General features: G+C 60.9%; 16 protein-coding genes. 11 read left to right on the top strand and 5 right to left on the bottom strand.

The features are described from left to right. The first annotated feature begins 29 nt into the window (after window positions 1-29). On the top strand, window positions 30-1,046 hold the full coding sequence (locus GTP45_RS06760) for a dipeptidase (protein WP_229258360.1): 1,017 nt from the start codon (window positions 30-32) through the stop codon (window positions 1,044-1,046). On the opposite strand, the gene GTP45_RS06755 is transcribed toward GTP45_RS06760, so the two are convergent. Continuing rightward, window positions 1,047-2,213 (bottom strand): mandelate racemase/muconate lactonizing enzyme family protein, encoded by a 1,167-nt coding sequence (locus GTP45_RS06755; protein ID WP_161013106.1) that lies wholly within the window; start codon window positions 2,211-2,213, stop codon window positions 1,047-1,049. Window positions 2,214-2,302: 89 nt separating this feature from the next. Here GTP45_RS06755 and GTP45_RS06750 point away from each other — a divergent pair, with 89 nt between their 5' ends. Next, entirely contained in the window at window positions 2,303-3,202 is a 900-nt protein-coding gene (locus GTP45_RS06750; RefSeq protein WP_161013105.1) for a LysR family transcriptional regulator, read from the top strand. Window positions 3,203-3,208: 6 nt separating this feature from the next. On the opposite strand, the gene GTP45_RS06745 is transcribed toward GTP45_RS06750, so the two are convergent. Then, window positions 3,209-5,032 carry a DUF4153 domain-containing protein gene (locus GTP45_RS06745; RefSeq protein WP_161013104.1) on the bottom strand — a complete coding sequence of 608 codons (1,824 nt, stop codon included), beginning with the start codon at window positions 5,030-5,032 and terminating at the stop codon, window positions 3,209-3,211. Between the two features lie 93 nt (window positions 5,033-5,125). Here GTP45_RS06745 and dapC point away from each other — a divergent pair, with 93 nt between their 5' ends. The 3 genes from dapC to GTP45_RS06730 all read left to right on the top strand — a co-directional run bounded on the left by dapC (window position 5,126) and on the right by GTP45_RS06730 (window position 8,473). Then, window positions 5,126-6,340: a succinyldiaminopimelate transaminase gene (gene dapC / locus GTP45_RS06740; RefSeq protein ID WP_161013103.1), complete on the top strand. Its 1,215-nt coding sequence runs from the start codon at window positions 5,126-5,128 to the stop codon at window positions 6,338-6,340. Window positions 6,341-6,353: 13 nt separating this feature from the next. Beyond that, the gene (dapD, locus tag GTP45_RS06735; protein ID WP_161013102.1) at window positions 6,354-7,181 is read left to right on the top strand and encodes a 2,3,4,5-tetrahydropyridine-2,6-dicarboxylate N-succinyltransferase; all 828 of its coding nucleotides are present in this window, start codon (window positions 6,354-6,356) and stop codon (window positions 7,179-7,181) included. 146 nt (window positions 7,182-7,327) lie between these two features. Beyond that, entirely contained in the window at window positions 7,328-8,473 is a 1,146-nt protein-coding gene (locus tag GTP45_RS06730) for a PilT/PilU family type 4a pilus ATPase (protein ID WP_161013101.1), read from the top strand. Here GTP45_RS06730 and GTP45_RS06725 read toward each other — a convergent pair. Next, on the bottom strand, window positions 8,470-9,141 hold the full coding sequence (locus GTP45_RS06725) for a PEP-CTERM sorting domain-containing protein (RefSeq protein WP_229258359.1): 672 nt from the start codon (window positions 9,139-9,141) through the stop codon (window positions 8,470-8,472). The genes GTP45_RS06730 and GTP45_RS06725 overlap by 4 nt on opposite strands. Before the next feature lie 162 nt (window positions 9,142-9,303). Between GTP45_RS06725 and GTP45_RS06720 the strand changes: the two genes are divergently transcribed. The 4 genes from GTP45_RS06720 to GTP45_RS06705 are packed head-to-tail and all read left to right on the top strand — an operon-like array spanning window position 9,304 to window position 13,705. Then, window positions 9,304-9,657, top strand: a complete 354-nt coding sequence (locus GTP45_RS06720; protein ID WP_161013100.1) for an ArsC family reductase — start codon at window positions 9,304-9,306, stop codon at window positions 9,655-9,657. Window position 9,658: 1 nt separating this feature from the next. After that, entirely contained in the window at window positions 9,659-10,792 is a 1,134-nt protein-coding gene (gene dapE / locus GTP45_RS06715) for a succinyl-diaminopimelate desuccinylase (RefSeq protein WP_161013099.1), read from the top strand. A 7-nt stretch (window positions 10,793-10,799) separates the two neighbouring features. Continuing rightward, window positions 10,800-11,687, top strand: a complete 888-nt coding sequence (prmB, locus tag GTP45_RS06710) for a 50S ribosomal protein L3 N(5)-glutamine methyltransferase (RefSeq protein ID WP_161013098.1) — start codon at window positions 10,800-10,802, stop codon at window positions 11,685-11,687. A gap of 11 nt (window positions 11,688-11,698) precedes the next feature. After that, the gene (locus GTP45_RS06705) at window positions 11,699-13,705 is read left to right on the top strand and encodes an ATP-binding cassette domain-containing protein (protein ID WP_161013097.1); all 2,007 of its coding nucleotides are present in this window, start codon (window positions 11,699-11,701) and stop codon (window positions 13,703-13,705) included. Here GTP45_RS06705 and GTP45_RS06700 read toward each other — a convergent pair. Further along, a complete protein-coding gene (locus tag GTP45_RS06700) occupies window positions 13,702-14,178 on the bottom strand; it encodes a chemotaxis protein CheW (RefSeq protein ID WP_161013096.1) in 477 nt (158 codons plus the stop codon). The two genes, GTP45_RS06705 and GTP45_RS06700, sit on opposite strands and share 4 nt — an antisense overlap. 115 nt (window positions 14,179-14,293) lie before the next feature. Here GTP45_RS06700 and arfB point away from each other — a divergent pair, with 115 nt between their 5' ends. Next, entirely contained in the window at window positions 14,294-14,689 is a 396-nt protein-coding gene (gene arfB, locus GTP45_RS06695; protein WP_161013095.1) for an alternative ribosome rescue aminoacyl-tRNA hydrolase ArfB, read from the top strand. On the opposite strand, the gene GTP45_RS06690 is transcribed toward arfB, so the two are convergent. Next, window positions 14,679-15,404 (bottom strand): sulfite exporter TauE/SafE family protein, encoded by a 726-nt coding sequence (locus GTP45_RS06690; RefSeq protein ID WP_308494586.1) that lies wholly within the window; start codon window positions 15,402-15,404, stop codon window positions 14,679-14,681. The two genes, arfB and GTP45_RS06690, sit on opposite strands and share 11 nt — an antisense overlap. Before the next feature lie 77 nt (window positions 15,405-15,481). Between GTP45_RS06690 and GTP45_RS06685 the strand changes: the two genes are divergently transcribed. Further along, complete coding sequence (locus tag GTP45_RS06685) at window positions 15,482-16,372, top strand: LysR family transcriptional regulator (protein ID WP_161013093.1); 891 nt, start codon at window positions 15,482-15,484, stop codon at window positions 16,370-16,372. Window positions 16,373-16,386 lie beyond the last annotated feature (14 nt).

Here is a 16,386-nt window from a genome sequence, read left to right as displayed (position 1 = left end):
TTTGACCCTGCGCGCCGATTCATGGGAATATGAGCTTTTCCATCACGCTGACGATCATGATCAATTGGGACGCCCACGCTTGCCTGCCGCAACACCCGCTAGCCGACTTTACGCCAGTGCGCCGGCTGCACGCCGCCGGAGTCAATTATGTGTCGCTCAACGTGGGGGCGGATATGAATCCGGTGTCGCAGGTGATGTCGGTCATCGCCGGCTACCGCGCCACCATCGCCGCCGATCCTGAGCGCTACGTGCTGGTGTCCAGCGTGGACGATATCATCCAGGCCGCTGCCGATGGCCGCATGGCGATCAGCTTTGACTTGGAAGGCGCCCTGCCGTTGCTGGATCAGCCGGATATGGTGGCGTTGTACGCGCAGCTTGGCGTGCGCCAGATTCACTTCGCCTACAACCGCAATAACAGCGTGGCGGACGGCTGCCATGACGTCGCGCGCGGCCTTACGCCGCTCGGCCACCGCATGGTGCAGGCGGTGAATGATAACGGCATCCTGATGGACTGCTCGCACACGGGCCGCTTGTGCAGCCTTGAGATCATGAACGCTTCGTCGCAGCCGGTGATTTTCAGCCACGCCAATCCGTACACGCTGGTGCAGCACGGCCGCAACGTGACCGATGAGCAGATACGCGCTTGCGCCGGCACTGGCGGCGTGGTGTGCATGTCAGGCCTGTCCTTCTTCCTCGGCAGCGATCAGCCCTGCGCCGAGGATGTGGCGCGGCACGCGGCTTACGTGGCGGATCTCGTCGGCGTCAAGCACGTCGGCATAGGCTTGGATATCTGCTTCCAGCAATCGGATCTTGACGACACACCGCCCGGCGCTTTCGATCCATCGCACTGGTGGCCAGCTTCCGCCGGCTACGATATAAACCATCCGCCGAGCTTCACGCCACCGGAAGTATGGCGCGAACTGCCATCCGCGCTGCGCAAGGTCGGCATGAACGACAAGGAAGTAGAGCTAGTCCTCGGCCGCAACATGATGCGCGTGGCGCAGCAAGTGTGGAGCGGCCCGCAGGCTCTGGCCAAGGCGGCGTGATTATGCGCTGAGGGCTTGCATCTCGCTGTAGAGATTCGACTTACCCTCAAAGCCGATACCGGCCAAGTCCGGCATGGTAATGTAGCCGTTATCGACCTTCACACCGTCCGGGAAGCCGCCGAATGGCTGGAACAGATCCGGGTAGGACTCGTTACCGCCCAAGCCCAGGCCAGCGGCGATATTCAGCGACATCTGATGGCCGCCGTGCGGAATGCAGCGCGTGCGCGACCAGCCGTGTTGATGCAGCATATCCAGCGTGCGCAGATACTCCACCAGGCCGTAGCTCAAGGCGCAGTCGAATTGCAGCCAGTCGCGGTCTGCGCGCATGCCGCCATAGCGGATAAGGTTGCGCGCATCCTGCATCGAAAACAGGTTCTCGCCGGTGGCCATCGGCTTGTCGTAGTAATTGCGCAGCGTGGCTTGTAGCTCGAAGTCCAGCGGATCGCCAGCTTCCTCATACCAGAACAAATCGTACTGCGACAGCGCCTTGGCGTATTTGACGGCGGTGTCCAGGTCAAAGCGTCCGTTGGCATCCACCGCCAGCTTTTGACCGTCGCCCAGCACACTCAAGATCGAGTCGATGCGGCGCAGGTCTTCGTCCAGCGAGGCGCCGCCGATTTTCTTCTTCACCACCGTGTAGCCGCGATCGATGTAGCTGCGCATTTCGTCTTTCAGCGCGTCGTGGCTCTGGCCCGGATAGTAGTAGCCGCCAGCGGCGTAGACGAACACTTTGCGATCCGGCGTGCCGCTTCCGTAACGCTCTGCCAGCAGTTGCAACAGCGGCTTGCGGTCAATCTTCGCCACCGCGTCCCAGATCGCCATATCGATAGTGCCGATGGCGACCGAGCGCTCACCGTGGCCGCCAGGCTTCTCGTTGGTGAACATGCAGTCCCATACCTTGTGCGGATCGAGGTTGGTGCTGTCGGCGTTCAGCAGCGAGGCGGGATCCGCTTCGAGAATGCGCGGGATGAAGCGTTCGCGCATCAATTTACCTTGACCGTAGCGGCCATTCGAGTTGAAACCATAGCCGACCACCGGCTTGCCGTCGCGGATCACGTCCGTGATGACGGCGACGAGGCTCAAGGTCATCTTGCTGAAATCGATGTAAGCGTTGCGGATCGGGGAGCTGATAGGGATGGTCTTTTCGCGAATTTCGACGATTTTCATGATGCGGTCTCCGTTGAACAATGGATGACAGCTTACTCTTGAAAGATAGTCGTATAATTTACTGATATTAATTCCTTTATTAACTTCAAGTGAATAACGATATCGTCTCGGAGCTGTCGTTCTTTGTACTGCTGGCGAAGCTGGGCAGCTTGGCCGCCACTGCGCGCGAGCTGGGATTGACGCCGCCGGCCGTCACCAAGCGGCTGATGCTGATGGAGCAGCGTCTCGGCGTGCGCCTGCTGAACCGCACCACGCGCCGCGTCAGCCTTACCAGCGAGGGCGAAACCTATTTAACGCAAGCCGCACGCATTCTGGCTGACATCCGCGACATGGAGGAATCGGTATCGAGCAGCCGCGCAGCGCCGAAGGGACTGCTGCGCGTGAACGCCACGCTGGGCTTCGGCCGCACCACCATCGCGCCGCTGGTGTCGGCATTTGCGCGGCGCTACCCGGAGGTGGAAGTGCAATTGCAGCTAACCGACCGCGCGATCAATCTGGTGGAAGACGCATACGACTTGGGCATTCGCTTTGGCGAACTGCCGGACACGCGATTGGGTGCGCGCAAAATCCTATCCAACCACCGCTACCTGTGCGCCTCGCCGGCCTACCTTAAGCGCAACGGGACACCGCGCACACCGCAGGATTTGGCACAGCACCGCTGCATCCTGCACCGCCAGAACGAAGACACCTACAGCACATGGAAGCTGCAAAAAGGCCGCAAGCACGAATCGGTAAAAGTACACGGCAGCCTGTCGAGCAATGACGGCGACGTGGTGCTAGGCTGGGCGCTGGACGGCCACGGCATCCTGCTGCGCTCCGAATGGGACGCAGCAAAATACCTGGACAGCGGCCGCCTGCAAATCGTCCTGCCCGACTACGCCCTGCCCTCGGCCGACCTGTACGCCTACTACCCGAGCCGCCAACAACAGCCAGCCCGCGTCCGCGCCTTCATCGATTTTCTGGTGGAGCACATACCGCGCAAGCCCTAAGCGCAGCTACTTGATCGTGCCGCACTCCGGTACGGGCAGGTTGGCGTTATCGAACGCGACCCGCCGCCCGCCGACGTCCAGTTCCTTGAAGCGCGGCGTGACGAAACTGAATTCTCCCTTGCGTAGTTTTTCCACCAGCGGCTTGCAGGCGGTTTCGCGATAACTGACGGACGCGGCGACGCTCCACTTGCCCTCGCCCGCCTCTGCATACAGGTAGCCGGCATTGCCGTGCTCTTTTTCCAGCAGCAGCACTTCGGGCTTGCCGTCGCCGTCAGCATCGAGCACGATGGCGTCGCACTTGTTCTCCTTGCGGCTCAGGCATCCGGGCTTTTGATCGTCCTGCGTGAGCTCCCATTGCTGGGCGAGGAAACTGGCCGGCAGCTGCGCGCCTGCGGGCCACAGGCTCAGATTCGCCGCAATCGACACCGGCGCGGTGAATTTCTTGGGCAGCATCCAGCGATCCTTCGGCGCGATCGCCAGCACGGCCGCAGCTTCGCGCCGTAGCAGTTCGGCGTCCGGCCCTGTAGTGCGCTGCCTCAATTCTTCCAGCGCTGCCTGCCCATAGCGCCCGCCCTCAAAGCGCAGATAGCGGAAATCAAATTTGGCGGCAGCGGTCTTGCCCTTCTCCAGCCGCGCCATCTGGCTATTCACGCCGATGCGCGCGGGATCGGCAATCGGCGTAAATAGAGCCAGCAGCACCGCCAGCACAAGGAACGAGGCCCATACATTGACCACGCTGACCGGCTTAAGCCAGGTATCGTACTGGTACGCCGCCCACAAATAGCCGATTGCGTAGAACGCGGCCACCAGCAGGCAAGCGGCGGCAATCACACGATCCGACGTCCAACCATATTGCGCGACTCGCAATCCCAGCGCATAGATGCCAACCATGGTCACCGGCAGAATCAAGATCGCCGCAGTGCGCGCGCCCACGCGCAGCGGCAACGCCACTACCGCCTCGCCATTCTGGAACGCCGCGTTGATCAGCACCAGCAGCACCGCCGCGGCGCCCAGCAGCACCGAGGTGGCGTGGCGCGTTTCCCACAGCGCCGTCAAGCCGGTGAACGGCAGCGTGCACAGGAAGCCCGACACCAGCACCACGGCCACCGGCAAAATCCATGACATCAGCACCAGCAGCAAGGTGCGGATGCCGCGCACAATGGCAGGCCGCACGTCCGTCACATGCAGCGCGCAGGAAAAGGCGGTGCAGATGACCGGCACGTTGAACCACGATTTCTGCAGCAGCTCGCGCAGGAATTTCAGCTTCACCAGCATGAACAATTCCGCGCCCATGAACAGCACGATGAACAGCACGCCGACAAAGAACGCTGAAAACAACAGTTGTATAGCCAGCTTCCACGCCGTTTCGAAGTAGGTGTTATAGCCTGCGATGCGTCGGCCCTCCTGCACGCCGGCCAGCACCAGCGTGTGCGCGATGAAGAAGAACACCACGCTGAAGAACACCAGCAGTTCGGACGGCGAATAGAACGGCTTCTGCTCCCAGTTACTCAGCAAGGGATGCGAATTCATGCCGCGCCACGCGTCGTGGAAGGCCAATACCAGCAGCACAGCCAGCGCCACCGACAGCCAAGCCACGGCCTGGCGCGGCCGCAGATGGCCCAGGCTGGAAATCAGCAGCACCGGCAGTATCAATAGCACCATCATCAACGGCACCATCGCGTACGGTGCGGTGGCGGGCCACACCAGATCCCGGGCGGAGGCATAGAGCCAGTAAAGCAGCAACCCCTGTACCAGTCCGATGGCCAGCCGTGCCGCCATCACCTTGCGGCTGACCTCCGCTTCCAGTGCAATCTCGTTTTGCTCAGTCATCCCAATTCGTCCCGTCCACGGTTGTCTATTCAATTATTTTAATAATTTAGCATGGATGACCGTACCGGCGTGGAGGCGCTATAATCAAAGACTATGAATCCACTTCTCGACAAGCTTCATCCCTACCCGTTCGAAAAACTGCGCCTGCTGTTTGAGCAAGTCACCGCCAGCCCTCAGCACAAGGCCATCAGCCTGGGCATGGGTGAGCCCAAGCATCCTACGCCGAAATTTATCGAGCAGGCACTGGTCGCTAATCTCAACGGCCTCGCCATCTACCCAACCACCATCGGCTCGCCCGAGATGCGCAACGCCATTGCTGCTTGGCTGGAGCGCCGCTACAACCTGCCCAAGCTGAATCCCGCCACCCAAGTGCTGCCGGTGAACGGCTCGCGCGAGGCTTTGTTCGCGCTGGCGCAAGCGGTGATCGACAAAGATGCCAAGTCGATTGTGGTCAGCCCGAATCCGTTCTACCAAATTTACGAAGGCGCGGCCTACCTGGCCGGCGCTGAGCCCTACTTCGTCAACTCCGACCCGGCCCGCAACTTCGGCTGCGATTACGACAGCATTCCGGTCGAGGTATGGCAACGTGTCGCGCTGCTGTTCGTCTGCTCGCCCGGCAATCCAACCGGCGCCGTGCTGTCGCTGACTGATTGGGAAAACCTGTTCGCCCTGTCGGAGCGCTACAACTTCGTCATCGCTGCCGATGAGTGCTACTCCGAGATCTACCACGGCGAGCAAGCACCGCTGGGCGCGATGGAAGCCGCCCACCAACTGGGCCTCGCCTCCATCGACAAGCCATACGCGCGACTGGTGGTGTTCAGCAGCTTGTCCAAGCGCTCCAACGTGCCGGGCATGCGCTCCGGCTTCGTTGCCGGCGATGCCGACGTGCTGAAAAAATTCCTGTTGTACCGCACCTATCACGGCGGCGCCATGAGCCTCTCCGTGCAGGCTGCGTCGATCGCAGCGTGGAACGACGAGACCCACGTCGAAGACAACCGCGAACAATACCGCGCCAAGTTCAACGCCATCACCCCGCTGCTGAAGGAAGTGCTGGACGTGGAACTGCCGGACGCCGGCTTCTACCTGTGGGCTGACGTCAGCCGCACCGGCCTGTCCGACACCGAATTCGCCCAGCGGCTGTACGCCGAATATAATGTCACTGTACTGCCGGGTAGTTATCTGGCGCGCGAAGCGCACGGCATCAATCCGGGCCGCAACCGTATCCGTATGGCGCTGGTCGCCGAAACGGCGGAAGGTCTGGAAGCCGCGCAGCGCATCGTCCAATTCTGCAAGTCCCTTAACAAATAAGATTGAGTTAATCATGAGCCAACAACTGCAACAGATCATCGACCAGGCATGGGAAGACCGCGCCAATATCAACCCAGCCAACGGTTCGGATGAACTGCGCGACGCCGTCAACCACGTGCTGGCCGGCCTCGATGCTGGCACTATCCGCGTGGCCGACAAAGCTACCGGCACCTGGGTGGTGAACCAGTGGGTCAAGAAAGCCGTGCTGCTGTCGTTCCGCCTTGAGAACAATGTGGTGCTGCCATCGGACGGCACCATGCAGTTCTACGACAAAGTGCCAACCAAGTTCGCCAACTACACCGCTGACGATTTCGCCAAGGGCGGCTTCCGCGTAGTGCCGCCGGCTGTTGCCCGTCGCGGCTCCTTCATCGCCAAGAACGTGGTGCTGATGCCTTCCTACGTCAACATCGGCGCTTACGTCGATGAAGGCGCGATGGTCGACACCTGGGCCACCGTTGGCTCATGCGCGCAAATCGGCAAGAACGTCCACCTGTCGGGCGGCGTAGGCATCGGCGGCGTGCTGGAACCGATGCAAGCCAATCCAACCATCATCGAAGACAACTGCTTCATCGGCGCGCGTTCGGAAATCGTTGAAGGCGTGATCGTGGAAGAGAACTCGGTGATCTCGATGGGCGTGTACATCGGCCAGTCGACCAAGATCTACGACCGCACCACCGGCGAAATCACCTACGGCCGCGTACCTGCTGGCTCCGTGGTGGTATCGGGCTCGCTGCCATCGGACGACGGCAAGTACTCGCTGTACTGCGCGGTGATCGTCAAGCGCGTCGATGCGCAGACCCGCTCGAAAACCGGCATCAACGAACTGCTGCGCGGTATCTAACCCGCAGGGCCACACTGGGTCTGACCCCATACGGGGTCAGACCCTGCGGCAGATTTACGGCCAACAGCTAACGCACAGGCAGGGGTCAGACCCTTTGGGTCTGACCTAGGCAGCAAGGTTTTGGGGTAGAACTGAGGAGAAACACCATGGCTATGGACCGCCTGTTCCAACTCATGAAGGAAAAGAACGCGTCTGATATGTTCTTCGCGGTGAACTCTCCGGTTCACATCAAAATCAATGGGAACCTGATTCCCATTAACCAGCAAAAGCTGGAACCAGAAAACATCCACGCCCTGCTGGCGGAAATCGCCACACCAGAGCAGATGGACGAACTGGCCGCCACCAACGAATTAAACATGGGCGTCTCGGTTCCCAACCTTGGCCGCTTCCGCCTGTCCGCGTTCAAGCAGCGCGGCACCATCTCCGCCGTGTTCCGCTTTGTGCCCGCCACCATCCCGGTGCTGGCCGACCTTCAGCTGCCGCCAGTGCTGGCAGACCTGATCATGGAAAAGCGAGGCTTGCTGCTGCTGGTGGGTTCCACGGGTTCCGGCAAGTCGACCACCATCGCATCGATGCTGGATCACCGCAACGAGCTGCGCTCCGGCCACATCCTGACGCTGGAAGATCCGATCGAGTACCTGTTCCGCAACAAGAAATCCATCGTCAACCAGCGCGAGATCGGCAGCGACGCCAAAGACTTCTACACCGCGCTGCGCAACTCCATGCGCCAAGCGCCGGACTGTATCTTGATCGGCGAGATCCGCGACAAGGAGACCATGGCCGCAGCTCTGGCCTATGCGCAGTCGGGCCACCTGGTGCTAGCCACGCTACACGCCAATAACAGCTACAACGCCTTAAACCGCATCATCAGCTTCTACCCGATCGAGAACCGTGCGGCACTGCTGCAGGACTTGTCGAGCACCGTGAAAGCCATCGTGTCGCAGCGCCTCGTGCGCTCGCTCAATGGTGGCACCCGCTCGGCGGCGGTGGAAGTGATGGTCAACACGCGCTACATCGCAGACCTGATCGAGAAAGGCGAAATCGGCCAGATCAAAGAAGCGATGGAGAAAAGTATGTCGCCCGGCTCGCAATCGTTCGAGCAGGCCTTGCTCAAGCTGGTGCAGGACGGCTTGGTGAGCCAGGACGAAGCCCTGGCCAACGCCGATTCCGCCACCAACCTGCTGTGGCTATTGAATAATGGCCCCGACAGCAAAATCGCTCAAGCGGCCGAACCGGAAGCCAAGGCTGTCCCTAGCGAGGCTTCCTTCACCGAGTTCACGCTCAATACTTAAGCCTTGCGGCGGCGCGCGCGCAGCGCCAATAGCGACAGGCCTGCGGCCAGCATGGCGTAGGTTTCCGGCTCCGGCACGGCAGTCGCCATCTCGTAAGTGATGTTATCGATGCCGACGTTGTAGGCGCTGTCCTCCCACTCGATGCGGATGCCGTTGTAGCCGATCCAAATCCCGTTGAACGCCGTGGCTACATTGCCCGCCTCGCCCACGTTATAGTGATTCGTCATCAGCACATTGCCGCTCAAGTCTGAGATCGTGAGCGTGGTGCCGCGCGTGCCGCCGGGGTAAGAGCCTAGATCGAAATGAGTCAGCATCACGCCTTGTCCGTTGAGCGGCTTGAGATCTATGCGCGCCTTGGAGTTGCCGTCACTGCTATCGGCCCACGCAACGCCGTACAAATTGTTGTACGAACCGCCCCACCAGCGCATCGAGGTGTCGGTCAGGCGCGGCGCCGAATACTGCACGTCCATCATTCCGGCCACATCGCCGTACGACTGTGAGATGAAGGCGTAGTCAAAGCAAGCGGCAAGCGCGCCATTGCCAGTGGCATCGGCACTCCCGGCGCAAACGCCCGGGCCTTCAAAGTCCAGCATGGCGGCGTGGCTCGCCGGTGCAACAAGGGCGGCGAGGCTGGCCAGCCCCGCGAGCAATATTGATTTTGTTTTCATTTATTCTCTCCAAATATCCCCGGGACAGCCCTATCAGTATCGTCACTCCTATAAAAATAGCCATTTGGTAATTCCTGCCGCGCATTTTTGATGGATAGATTGCAACTATCAGCCGAGGCGTGGGGCGTGGTATCCTACCGGGTCTAACTTTCCCGACTTATCATGACCATTACCGTCTACGGCATCCCTAACTGCGATACCGTCAAAAAGGCACGCACCTGGCTGGCCGACCAGCAGCAGGATTTTGTTTTTCACGATTTTAAAAAGCAGGGCCTCACGCGCGAGATCGTCGCCGGCTGGCTCAAACATTTGTCGCGCGATGTGCTGGTGAACCGCAAGGGCACCACCTGGCGCGCGCTGTCCGATGAACGCAAGGCGTCCATCGTCGACGATGAAGCGGCCATCGCGCTGATGCTGGAGAATCCATCCGTGATCAAGCGCCCGGTGCTCGACAAGAACGGCGCCTTCTGCGTCGGCTTCTCCGACGCGCAGTACCAACAAATTTTCAATAGCTGATATGACTCCTTCCAAGACCCTGGCGCTGACCGAAAAACTGATCTCCCTGTCCTCCGTCACGCCGGACGACAAGGGCTGCCAGCAGCACCTGATCGACCTGCTGACCCCTCTCGGCTTTAACTGCGAGACCATCGAATCGAACGGCGTCACCAATCTGTGGGCGCGCCGTGGCACCACCTCGCCGGTGATGGTGTTCGCCGGCCACACCGACGTGGTGCCTACCGGCCCTGTCGAACAATGGCGCTCGCAGCCCTTCACGCCGACCCACCGCGACGGCAAGCTGTATGGCCGTGGCGCAGCTGATATGAAAACCTCAATCGCTGCTTTCGTGGTGGCCTGCGAGGAGTTCATCGCCAAGCACGCCGACCATAAAGGTTCGATCGCTTTCCTGATCACCAGCGATGAAGAAGGCCCGGCCACCGACGGCACCGTTATCGTCTGCAATATGCTGAAAGAGCGCGGCGAAACGCTGGACTACTGCATCGTCGGCGAGCCTACCTCCGATGAGACGCTGGGCGACATGATCAAGAACGGCCGCCGTGGCTCGCTGTCCGGCAAATTGACAATCAAGGGCGTGCAAGGCCACATCGCCTACCCGCAACTGGCCAAGAACCCGATCCACCTCGGCGCTCCAGCGCTGGCGGAACTGGCGGCCGAAGTCTGGGACAACGGTAACGAATATTACCTGCCTACCTCGTGGCAGATGTCGAACATTAACGCCGGCACCGGCGCCAACAACGTCATCCCCGGCGAGATGGTGATCGACTTTAACTTCCGCTTCTCCACCGCCAGCACACACGAAGAATTGAAGCGCCGTGTGCACGCGATTCTGGACAAGCATAATCTGCACTACGACCTGAAATGGGCGCTGAGCGGCCTGCCGTTCCTGACGCCGCGCGGTACGCTGAGCGATGCGCTGTCGTCGGCGATCAAATCGGAAACCGGCGTGGACACCGAACTGTCGACCACCGGCGGCACCTCGGACGGCCGCTTTATCGCGCAGATCTGCCCTCAAGTGATAGAATTCGGCCCCCCGAACGCCAGCATTCACAAGATCGACGAGCATATCGAACTGCGCTTCGTTGATCCGCTGAAGAATATTTATCGCCGTACGCTGGAAAACCTGCTGACTTAAAAACGCCATGACCACGACTCCATTCACCACGCCGCGCGACCTGTTGCGCTACGCCGTCACCCGCTTCAACACCGCCAAGCTGTTCTTCGGCCACGGCAGCATGGAAGCGTTTGACGAAGCAGCTTACCTGATCCTGCACACGCTCAAGCTGCCGCTGGACCGTCTCGATCCTTTCCTCGATGCGAAGCTGCTGCCGGAAGAAGTGGCGTCGGTGCTGGCCGTGATCGACCGCCGCACCAACGAGCGCGTGCCAGCCGCTTACATCACCAATGAGGCGTGGCTGGGCACCTACAGCTTCTACGTGGACGAGCGCACCATCGTGCCGCGCTCCTTCATCGCCGAGCTGATTCCTGAATACTTTGCGCCGTGGGTCAACGAGCCTGAGAATGTGTCCAACATCCTGGAACTGTGCACGGGCTCCGGCTGCCTCGCCATCATGATGGCGGACGCCTTCCCGGATGCGGCAGTGGACGCAGTCGACATCTCGGCCGATGCGCTGGAAGTCGCCAAGCGCAACGTCGCCACCTACGAGCTGCAAGACCGCTTGACGCTGATCCAGTCCGACTTGTACGCCAATGTGCCGGACAAGAAGTATGACCTGATCATCACCAATCCGCCGTACGTCAACTCGTCCTCGATGAGCAAGCTGCCGATGGAATACCGCGCCGAACCTGAACTGGCGCTGGATGGCGGCAAGGACGGCATGGACATCGTGCGCCGTATCGTGGCCGGTGCCGCTGAACGCCTGACCGATGACGGCATCCTGATCGTCGAAATCGGCAATGAAAAAGAATTCGCTGAAGCCGCATTCGGTGAACTGGGCCTGACCTGGCTCACCACCAGCAACGGCGACGACATGGTCTTCCTGCTGACGGCCGACCAACTGAAACTCTAAGAAGAACACGAATGATCCGCTTCAACCAAGTAAGCCTGATGCGCGGCGTGAAGCCGCTGCTGGAACAAGTCGACGTTACCCTCAATCCCGGCGACAAGATCGGTTTGATCGGCGCCAACGGCGCTGGTAAATCCAGCCTGTTCGCCATGATGCGCAACGAGCTGCATCCAGATGCAGGCGATATCGACTTCCCAGCCAAATGGCGCGTCGCTTACGTAGCGCAGGAAACTCCGCCGCTGGAACGCGCCGCTCTCGATTACGCGATCGATGGCGACGTCAATCTGCGCAAGCTGGAAGCGGAATTGGCGCGTCTGGAATCCGAGCCGGAGTCCAACGAGAACGGTATCGCCATGGGCGAGATCTACAGCGCCTTGGCCGATGCAGACGCCTACACCGTGCAGTCGCGCGGCGAGCAGCTGCTGCTGGGCCTTGGCTTCTCGCTCGATCAGATGCAGCAGCCAGTGGCCAGCTTCTCCGGCGGCTGGCGTATGCGTTTGAATCTGGCGCAAGCGCTGATGTGCCCTTCCGACCTGCTGCTGCTGGACGAACCAACCAATCACTTGGACTTGGACGCCATCATCTGGCTGGAAGACTGGCTGAAACGCTACACCGGCACCCTGCTGATCATCTCCCACGATCGCGACTTCCTCGACGAAATCGTCAACGTCATCGTGCACATTGATGAGCGCAAGCTGAAACGCTACTCGGGCAACTACTCGGCGTTTGAACGCCAGCGTGCAGCACAGATGTTGCTGGCCGCCGGCGCGATGGAAAAGCAGCAGCGCAAGCGCGCGCACCTGGAGTCGTTCATTGAGCGCTTCAAGGCCAAGGCTTCGAAAGCCCGCCAGGCACAGAGCCGCATGAAAGCGCTGGCGAAGATGGAAGAACTGGCGCCGTTGCGCGCCGCCGCCGAATTCTCGTTTGAATTCCGCGAGCCGTTGAATGCACCGAACCCGCTGCTGGTAATGGAAGACGTCAACGCCGGCTATCGCAGCGAGAACGAGAAAACCGGCGACATCACCGAGAAGACGATTGTCCGCGACATCAACTTCTCGCTGCAAATCGGCCAGCGTATTGGCCTGCTGGGGATTAACGGCGCTGGTAAATCGACGCTGATCAAAACCATCGCCGGAGAACTGACGCCGCTGACCGGTGAATCGACCACCGGAAAAGGCCTGAACATCGGCTACTTCGCTCAGCACCAAGTGGAAATGCTGCGTCACGACGAATCGCCGCTGTGGCACCTGGCAAAGATTGCGCCGACCACGCGCGAACAGGAACTGCGCAACTTCCTCGGTGGTTTCAACTTCCCAGGCACCATGGTTACCAGCCCGATCGCGCCGTTCTCCGGCGGCGAGAAGGCGCGTCTGGCCTTGGCGTTGATCGTGTGGCAGCGCCCTAACCTGCTGCTGCTCGATGAACCAACCAATCACCTGGACTTGGAGACCCGCGAAGCACTGACCGAAGCGCTGGCGCAGTTTGAAGGCACGCTGGTGGTGGTATCGCACGATCGCCACCTGCTGCGTGCCACCACCGACCAATTCATCATCGTCGCCGACGGCAAGCTGCAACCGTTCGATGGCGACCTGGATGACTACAAGGATTGGCTGTTCCAGACCAAGCTCGGTAAAGGCACCGACGTGCTGCCGGCTGCGGGCAAGGATAACAAGACCGAGTACCCGGTGCAGTCGCCGGTCGCGCCGCCCAAGCCTGCGGTGGTCGCCGCGCCACCGGCAAGCAAAGAGCAAAAGCGCAAAGAGGCGGAAGATCGCCAGCGCTTATCCGCGCAGCGCAAGCCGATCGAGCAGAAGATCAAAAAGCTGGACGAGCAAATCGCCAAGCTGACGGCGAAGAAGGCCGACGTTGACGCCCAGTTGGGCGATGAGTCGATCTACGACGCCGCCAACAAGGCGAAGCTGAAACAGCTGCTGGCCGACCAAACCGCGATTACCAAGGAGTTGGGCGACCTGGAAATGGAATGGCTGGATCTGAGCGAGCAGCTGGAGGCGCTGGCCTAAGCTGCCTGCCGGGCACCGAATTGGACTTTGCGGATCGACATCAGCTTATCGATGTCGACCACGATCAGCCGGCGCCCTTCTAAATCCCCCAATCCCACCAGATAATCGACCGCGCCGGCGCCGGCAATCGGCTCGATCTGCTCCGGCTTCAGTGCGACGATGTCGGTCACGCCGTCCACCACCATCCCCATCACACAGCTGGTCAGCTTGAGGATGATCACATCCGTCAGCGGGTCGTGCTGCGGAGGACGCGGCCCGAAGGCGATGCGCATATCGACGATCGGCATAATCACGCCGCGCGACACCACCACGCCAGTGACGATTTCCCCATCCGACGAAAAGCGCTCCAGCGCCTGCAAGGGCCGCAGCTCTTGCACCTTATTGAAGTCCAACGCGTAATCGAGTCCGCCCAGCCGGAATACCAGGTACTGGCGCGCCTCGCCTGCGGTGGCTTGCGTTATCGAAGAAGACATGATGTTCCTTTCGTTCGGAGAACAGCAAGTGCCATCCTAACCGCGCGCTTGCTTGCGGGCGTTGACGCGAATCAATCTAAACCAGCGGATGGCGCGTGTTTGCTACAATCGCAGCATGAACATCATCGATCCGAACGAAGTGGAATTCACCGCCATCCGCGCCCAAGGGCCGGGCGGCCAGAACGTGAACAAGGTGTCGAACGCCGTGCACGTGCGCTTTGACATTGCCGCTTCGTCCCTGCCCGACCATATCAAGGAGCGCTTGCTGGCTTTGCGCGACAGCCGCCTCACGCGCGAAGGTGTGGTGGTGCTGAAGGCGCAGCAGTCGCGCAGCCTCGGCGCCAACAAGGCCGATGCCTTGCGCCGTTTGCAGGAGATGGTCGATAGCGTGGCCGTGCTGCCGACCGTGCGCCGCGCCACCAAGCCCACTCTCGGCTCTCAGCGACGCCGCCTCGAAGGCAAAGCCAAGGATGGCGAGCGCAAACAGCTGCGCGGCAAAATCACGTTCTAATTAGCTGGTGCACGCCCAGCGCCAGCAGCGCGATAAAGAAGCAGCGGCGGAATAAGTCCGGCGACATGCGTTCGCGCAGCCATTGACCGAGCGCCATGCCGATGCCGGCTGGGATCAGCGCCAGCAGCGAGCTACCTGCGGCCGCGGCGTGCCATTCACCGCGCACGGCCAGCATGACGGCCAACGCCAGCGTGGAAACGGTGAAGGCCATGCCCATGGCTTGGATCAAATCATCCTTGCCCAGATTGAGCGCTTGTAGGTAGGGAGCGACCGGCATCACGAACACGCCGGTAACGCCGGCCATGAAGCCGGTGGCGGCGCCAGCCAGCGGCCCGGCCCAGCGTTCGGCCGCCGGCGGTACATGCATGCGCCAACCGGTCAGTCCCAGCAGGCCGTAGCCCGCCAGCGCCAGCCCGAGTACCGCCCCGCTCCAGGCGGCTGCGGAGGCAGCGGTGAGCAGCGCCGCGCAGGCGGTGCCGATGCAGACTGCCAGCAGCAGCCAGCGGAAGCGCAGCCATAATGGGTAAATAGCCGATCCCGCTGCCAGTTGCCATACATTCGTTACTGACGAAGGCACAATCAGCAGTGCTGCAGCTTCCAGTGGCGGCATGCGCAGCGTGAGCAAGGCGACCGCCACTGTCGGCAGGCCCATGCCGGTTACGCCTTTAATAACACCGGCCAGCACGAAGACTAAGGCAATAAACAAGGTATCCATGGCCGCCATTGTGCCGCGCCATCGCAAGGCTGAAAATCTGGAATATACTGCGTCAGACTTCGGAAATTCCATAGGCTATGCGCTTCGATCTGACTGACCTTAAGCTGTTTATCCATATCGCGGAGAGCGGCAGCATTACTGCTGGTGCGGCGTTGGCGCACTTGGCGCTGCCGTCGGCCAGTGCGCGCGTGCGCGGCATGGAGGAGGCGCTTAATGTGCCGCTGCTGCAGCGCGGCCGGCGTGGTGCGGAGTTGACCGAAGCTGGACGGACGCTGTTGCAGCATGCACGCACGATTTTGCGGCAGGTGGAGGATATGCAGGCGGAGTTGGCGCAGTTTGCCACTGGGCTCAAGGGACAGGTGCGCTTGCTGTGCAACACGTCTGCAATGACCGAGTTCCTTCCCGACGCCCTTGCGGCCTTCCTCGCTGCGCATCCGCAGTTGAGCATTAATCTGGAAGAGCGCCTGAGCCGCGATATTGTGCAGGCGGTGGCGGATGGTGCGGCGGATATCGGCATCATCAGCGATGCGGTAGATCGGGCTGCGTTGCAGACTTTCCCGTTCCGCGATGATCCGCTGGTGCTGGTAATGGCGCGCGGCCATCCGCTGGCGCACGCGTTGGGGCACAAGCGACATGTGGCGTTTGCGGCGGCGCTGGGCCATGACTTTATTGGGCTTGCAGGGGACAGCGCCTTGCAACAGTATGCGGCCGAGCAGGCGGCGCGGCTGGGGCGGCGCATGCATTGCAAGATCAGGTTGCGCAGCTTTGAAGCGATGTGCCGCATGGCCGCCAGCGGCGCGGGCCTCGCCATCCTGCCTGAAACGGCAGCGCGCCGCAGCCCGGATGATCTACGCATCGTGAAGTTAAGCGATGAATGGGCAGACCGCAAACTACTGATCTGCGTCCGCGACGAAGCCGCCCTCCCCGGCTACGCCCGCGAACTCGTCACCGCCCTGCGCCGGACTTAATCCGGCAATCAATC

The sequence above is a fragment of the Duganella rivi genome, from assembly GCF_009857435.1.
Taxonomy (GTDB): Bacteria; Pseudomonadota; Gammaproteobacteria; order Burkholderiales; family Burkholderiaceae_D; genus Rugamonas; species Rugamonas rivi.
This window is presented reverse-complemented; position numbering and strand designations above follow the sequence as displayed.